This window comes from Dokdonella sp. (genome assembly GCF_039926425.1).
GTDB lineage: Bacteria > Pseudomonadota > Gammaproteobacteria > Xanthomonadales > Rhodanobacteraceae > Dokdonella_A.
This window is the reverse complement of the sequence record NZ_JBDSWZ010000253.1, coordinates 1-6110: the sequence shown is the minus strand read 5'-3', so window position 1 is coordinate 6110 and position 6110 is coordinate 1. Positions and strand designations below refer to the sequence as shown.

Genomic DNA, 6110 nt, shown 5'->3' with positions numbered 1-6110 from the left:
GTGTGGACTTTGGGAGTGTTCAAGGGATGTCCCGTAGTGGACGAGCGGTTCAGCTGTAGCAAGGACCATGCCGTGGCATTCCGGCTGCAGGACCTTTGTGTGGATGACCCGCGCGCTGGAAACTGACCGCCATTGTCAGGCTTGGACGGAGATTTCATCCGCGCTGGCGACGGCGCCACCTTCCCGTTGCTGCAGTTCCCACAACCGAGCATAGCGTCCTTCCTGCCCCAGAAGCTCGCGATGAGTGCCGCGTTCGACGATTCGACCGTGCTCCATCACGAGGATCTGGTCGGCATCGATGATTGTCGACAGTCGATGCGCGATCACCAGCGTGGTGCGGTCGCGGGCGATTGCCGCGAGCTCGTGCTGGATCGTTTTTTCGGTGCGTGTGTCGAGTGCGCTGGTTGCCTCGTCGAACACCAGGATCGCCGGGTTTTTCAGAAGAGTGCGCGCGATCGCGACGCGCTGCTTCTCGCCGCCCGACAGCTTGAGGCCGCGCTCGCCGACCGACGTATCGTAGCCATCGGGCAAGGATTCGACGAAATCGTGGATATGCGCCGAGCGCGCTGCCGCAATCACGTCGTCGCGGCTCGCATCGGGGCGACCGTACGCGATGTTGTAGTAGATCGTGTCGTTGAACAGCACCGTGTCCTGCGGGACGATGCCGATCGCCGCACGCAGCGAATCCTGGGTGACTTCGCGGATATCCTGACCGTCGATGGTGATGCGGCCGCCGGTCGTGTCGTAGAAGCGGAACAGCAACCGCGCGAGGGTGGATTTTCCGGCCCCGGTGGTGCCGACGACGGCCACGGTTTGCCCGGCGGGAATGGCGAAGTCGACGTCATTGAGAATCTGCCGCGCTGGATCGTAAGCGAAGTCGACATGCTCGAATCGCACAGCGGCACCGGACACTGCCAGCGCCTTCGCGCCCGGCGCATTTTCCACTTCGCGTGCTTCGCCGAGCAGCGCGAACATGCGTTCGAGGTTGATCAGCGCCTGCTTCACCTCGCGGTAGACCATGCCGAGGAAGTTGAGAGGGATCGACAGCTGGATCAGGAATGCGTTGACCAGCACGAAGTCGCCGAGGGTCATCGTGCCGGCGACCACGCCGGCGGCAGCACGCCACAGCAGCAACGTCAGGCCGACCGCAACGATTGCCGATTGTCCGATGTTGAGCACCGCGAGTGTCTTCAGGCTCTTGACGGTTGCGTTCTCGAGGCGCACGAGGCAATCGTCGTAGCGCCCCAGCTCGTGGCGCTCGTTGCCGAAATACTTCACGGTTTCGTAGTTCAGCAGCGAATCCACCGCGCGCTCGTTCGCTTCCGTATCTGCAGCGTTGGCCGCCCGGTAATAGCGCAGGCGCCACTCGGTGATCGAGAATGTGAACGTCATGTAGGCGGCGATGGTGCCCAGCGTGATCGCCGCAAACGTCCAGTTGAAACGCGTGACGAGAATCGTGCACACCAGCACCACTTCGAGCAGCGTCGGCAGAATGGTATAGATCGTCCAGTCGAGCAGATCCGAAGTCGCCGACATCCCGCGCTCGACATCGCGCGCGACGCCGCCGGTGCGTCGATTCAGATGGAAACGCAGCGACAGCGCATGCAGGTGGTCGAACACGCGCAGCGTGATGTTGCGCGACGTTCGTGCGAGCACGCGCGCGAAAACAATCTGGCGCATTTCCTGGAACAGCGACGTGGTCAGGCGCAGGCCACCGTACGCCAGCAGCAGCAACACGGGAATCAGCAACGGCTTCGGTGTGAGATCGAGTGCGTCGACCAGGTCTTTCATGATGAGCGGCACGCCGATGTTCGCGAGTCTGCCGGCAACGAGGAAAACGAGGGCGATGCCGACACGCGTGCGATACCGCCACACCTCGGGCCACAGGCGGCGCAGGATCGAGAACGCGCTGGCGGATCGGGTATCGGTCATGGGTTGCGAAAGCTCCGGTCGCGCCGTCCGGCGCCGGGTTCATGTGGGGGCTGCGTCGAGAGATGGCAATCCGTTTAGCAAGCCGCGCGTATGATGCAGGTTCGTGTTCCGAACGGAGTGTCACCATGCGAGCGATTTCATCGATTTCCTGTGGCTTTGCCCTTGCCATCCTCGTCGGGGGGGCGATGCCCGCACGGGCGGAAGACAAGACAGCCGCATCCGCGATGACGCCTGAAAAGGCGCCAGCGGGCGCGAAAGTGTCCATCGTTTCGCCGAAGGATGGTGCGACGGTCGGTCAGGACGTGACGGTCGAATTCGGCGTGGAGGGCATTGCGCTCCTGCCGGCGACCGAACCCAGGCCCAACAGCGGACATCACCACCTGCTGATCGACGCCAAGGACCTGCCGCCGGGTGACGCACCCATTCCCGCCGATGTCACCCACAAGCATTACGGCAAGGCGCAGGCCAGCGACACCGTGCACCTGGAACCGGGCACCCACACGCTGCAGCTCGACTTCGGCGATGCGCGGCACATGCAGTTCGATCCGCCGATCGCGTCGAAGAAAATCACGATCCACGTGAAATGATTGTGGCGCGGCGGCGGTCCTGAGTTGCACGATCGCCGCTTGTCGGCAAGGAGAACCGAGTGCCCGACCCAAACTCCTCCGATACGCTCGCCGACGTCCGGTTCCGGCCGGATCAGTCACGCACGATCTACCGGCACACGTTGCCGATCCGTCTCATGCACTGGATCAACGTGCTTGCGATGTTCGTGCTGCTGCTGAGCGGCTTGCAGATCTTCAACGCCCACCCGGCGCTGTACTGGGGAAACACCTCCGATTTCGATCGGCCAGTGCTTGCACTCGGAGCGTTCCAGACCCCGGATGGTGAGCTGCGGGGTCAGACCACGATTGTCGGACATGCGTTCGACACGACAGGTGTTCTCGGTGCATCGAAGGTCAACGGAGAACTCCAGTCGCGTGGATTTCCGACCTGGCTGACGATTCCCGGGTCGCAGTGGCTCGCAATGGCGCGTCGCTGGCATTTCTTCTTCGCGTGGCTGTTCGTTCTGAATGGACTGGCGTACGTCGGGTATTCGCTGATCGGCCCGCATTTCCGGCGCGACCTCAAGCCGACCCGCACCGACTGGCGCGGCATCGGCCGATCGATCATCGATCATGCGTTGCTGCGGCATCCCAAGGGAGAGGCGGCAGCGCGGTACAACGTGCTGCAGAAGCTCGCTTATCTGATTGTCGCGTTCGTGCTTGGCCCATTGATCGTTCTGATGGGACTGGCGATGTCGCCGCGGATGGCGACCGTGCTCGGCTGGGTGCTCGACCTCGTCGGCGGGCGTCAATCGGCGCGCACGATCCACTTCATCATCGCGGCATTCTTCGTCGCGTTCCTGCTGGTGCACCTGTTCGAAGTGCTGGTCAGTGGCGCGGCCAACGAGATCCGGTCGATCGTCACCGGGCGTTTCCGGATCAAGGTTGCAAAGGGAGACACCGATGAGTCGAAATGAGCGTCGCCGATTCATGCGCCAGGCCGCAGGTGCCGCGGGCGCCCTGCTGCTGGGCGGCTGCGATGCGCTGTCGCGAGACCCGCGCGCCGGCAAGGTGCTGGACAGCGCCGAGAACCTGACGCGTGCGGCTCAGCATCTTCTCACGCCGAAAATGGCGCTCGCCCCCGAATACACCGAAGCGGATATTTCGCACGGCTTCAAGCCGAACGGGAGCACCGATCCGCAGGAAGCGGCCTATCGCGCGATGGTCGACACTGGTTTTCGCGACTATCGGCTCGCCTTCGGTGGACTGGTCGCAAAACCGTTCTCGTTGTCGCTCGACGAACTTCGCGCTTTGCCATCGCGTACGCAGATCACCCGCCACGATTGCGTCGAGGGCTGGAGTGCGATTGGCAAATGGAAAGGGGTTCCGCTCGGCGGACTGCTCGACCGCGCGGAAGTGAGTGCCGCTGCACGCTACGTCGTGTTTCGTTGCGCCGACAAATACGATCCGGATGGGCCTTTGTACTACGAGAGCATCGATCTGGAGGACGCCCACCATCCGCAGACGATCCTCGCCTACGATCTCAACGACGCGCCGCTGCCGATCTCGAACGGTGCGCCGGTTCGCGTGCGCATCGAGCGCCAGCTCGGCTACAAGATGGCGAAATACATCATGGCGATCGATCTGGTCGAGTCGCTGGACACGATCGAAGGCGGCAAGGGCGGCTACTGGGAAGACCAGGGTTACGAGTGGTACGCGGGGATCTGATTGCGGTGCAAGGCGACGCGCGCGACATTCACGGCGTCTGGTTCAGATCGATCGCATAAATCGCCGATCCATCCGCATTGTCCTTGCGCAGGGTGATTCCGCGCAGCCCATCGCTCGTTGCCACGCCGAGCTTGCCTGTTGCCGAAGTAAACACGATCGGACCCGCGGTCTGCACTGGCGCAAAGTGCCATTTGCGATCGTTGCCATTCGCACGGCGCGTCAGATGCCGGTGTTCGCGCACCCACGCGATCAGCACATCGCGATTCGCGTCGGGCGCGGAGAGCACGATACTGCTGCCGTCGAGTCCCGGGAAATGTCCGCCGCCACTCGCACGGTAGTTGTTGGTCACGACAATGAACGCCTGCGCGGGATCGACCGGTTTGCCGTTCCAGACAAGCTCACGGATCCGTTCTCCCTGGGGCTTCGTCACGTCGATCGCATAGGTCAGGTCGCCCTGGATCACATCGAAGTTGTAGCCGGAAAATTTGTGGTTGATCAGGTCCTGCGGTTCCCGTTTTGCCGGATCGATGCGGTTGAACATCCCGGCTGAGTGTTCGAGCCACGCCTTGACCGCCGCACCGTCGATCTTCACCGCGGTCAACGTGTTCGGATACAGATAAAGGTCGGCGGCGCTGTGGATCGCAAGCGGGCCGGCGGCGATGTCCGTGTAGTCGTTCGCGGAACTGAATCCCGTCTTGAACGGCGCTGCTGCCGACAGCACCGGAATTCCTGCGTACTGCGGAAGGTTTGCGGCGATGTAGTGCTGCGCATACTCGCGCTGCGCATCGTTGACCGGTTGCAGCGCGGTGATGCCGCCAACCTCGGCGAAGTACGAGGTCATCGCGAAATCGCTGTCGCCGATCGGCTGCGACACGTACGCGATCGTCTCCTGATGCACCGCCCGCACAAGTGTTTCGATTTCCGGATCCGGCGGAACGAAGGTGCCGTCGACGTTGCGGATGTTGCGCACTTCCGAGTGCGTCCCGGATTCGTCGATCTGCCAGCGGCCGTCGCGGTGCACCAGAGCCATGTCGATGACGCCAAGGCTCTTGCCCCAGAAATTTCCCATCACCGCCGGCTTGCCGTGTACGAAGCCGCGCTGGTTGTCGACGTCGGGCATCGACGCAAACCGGGATTTCGCGTTGGCCGGATCGGGGAACGCGGTATGCGAGTGGCCGAGCAACAGCGCATCGATGCCCGGCACGTCGGACAGGTACCAGTTCGCGTTCTCCATTGCGCTGCCATACGGCGCGACATCGAGACCGCCATGTGAAATCGCGATGACGAGATCGACCTTCTCCGCACGCAGTTGCGGAAGATATTTGCGTGCGGCTTCGACCAGACCCGTGGTCGTCACCTTGCCTTCAAGATTGCGGCGGTCCCAATCGACGATGGTCGGCGGCGTGAACCCGATGATGCCGATGCGGATCGGCGCAACGGTCTCCCGGCCGTCGGCATCGTGCACCTTCAACGTCCGGTCAAGAACGGCATAGGGCGGATAGATGGGCTGGTCGTCGCTTTTGCGAAGCACGTTCGCGAGTACGAGCGGATAGTGCGGACCCATGCACTGTACATCTGCGCCGTCGATGCGCATCGGATGGCCGGTCACCCGCGACAGGAACCCGAGTCCATAGTTGAATTCGTGGTTGCCAATGGTGCCGCCGTCGTAGCCGAGAGCGTCCATCACGCGGTAGATCGACAGTTCCTCATTGCAGCCGACCGGTTTCACCAGCGCCTGGTAGTCGGCCAATGCCGTGCCCTGGATCGTGTCGCCCGCATCGAACAGCAGCGTGTTCGGAAACTCCTTGCGCGCCTGTCGCACGAGTGTCGCCATGCGCTCGAATCCGAGCGAGGGATCCGCGCCGACCCGGTAGTAATCGTAGCCGAGGATGTTCGAATGCAGGT

The 6110-nt window shown here is 62.7% G+C and carries 5 protein-coding genes; 3 read left to right on the top strand and 2 right to left on the bottom strand.

Going from position 1 to position 6110, the window contains the following annotated elements; all coding sequences use genetic code 11:
• Positions 1 to 135: 135 nt before the first annotated feature.
• A complete protein-coding gene (locus tag ABIV12_RS14655) occupies positions 136 to 1932 on the bottom strand; it encodes an ABC transporter ATP-binding protein/permease (protein ID WP_348060610.1) in 1797 nt (598 codons plus the stop codon).
• 125 nt (positions 1933 to 2057) lie between these two features.
• Between ABIV12_RS14655 and ABIV12_RS14650 the strand changes: the two genes are divergently transcribed.
• From ABIV12_RS14650 to ABIV12_RS14640, 3 genes are read left to right on the top strand one after another with little or no spacing between them, the layout of a single operon-like run.
• Positions 2058 to 2519 (top strand): DUF4399 domain-containing protein, encoded by a 462-nt coding sequence (locus ABIV12_RS14650; RefSeq protein ID WP_348060608.1) that lies wholly within the window; start codon positions 2058 to 2060, stop codon positions 2517 to 2519.
• A gap of 59 nt (positions 2520 to 2578) precedes the next feature.
• Entirely contained in the window at positions 2579 to 3454 is an 876-nt protein-coding gene (locus ABIV12_RS14645; RefSeq protein WP_348060606.1) for a cytochrome b/b6 domain-containing protein, read from the top strand.
• The gene (locus ABIV12_RS14640) at positions 3441 to 4205 is read left to right on the top strand and encodes a molybdopterin-binding protein (protein WP_348060604.1); all 765 of its coding nucleotides are present in this window, start codon (positions 3441 to 3443) and stop codon (positions 4203 to 4205) included. The genes ABIV12_RS14645 and ABIV12_RS14640 overlap by 14 nt, the downstream gene beginning before the upstream one ends.
• Before the next feature lie 28 nt (positions 4206 to 4233).
• Here the strand turns inward: ABIV12_RS14640 and ABIV12_RS14635 are convergent.
• Positions 4234 to 6110: bifunctional 2',3'-cyclic-nucleotide 2'-phosphodiesterase/3'-nucleotidase (locus ABIV12_RS14635; RefSeq protein WP_348060602.1), on the bottom strand; the 1877-nt coding region annotated here is incomplete at its 5' end.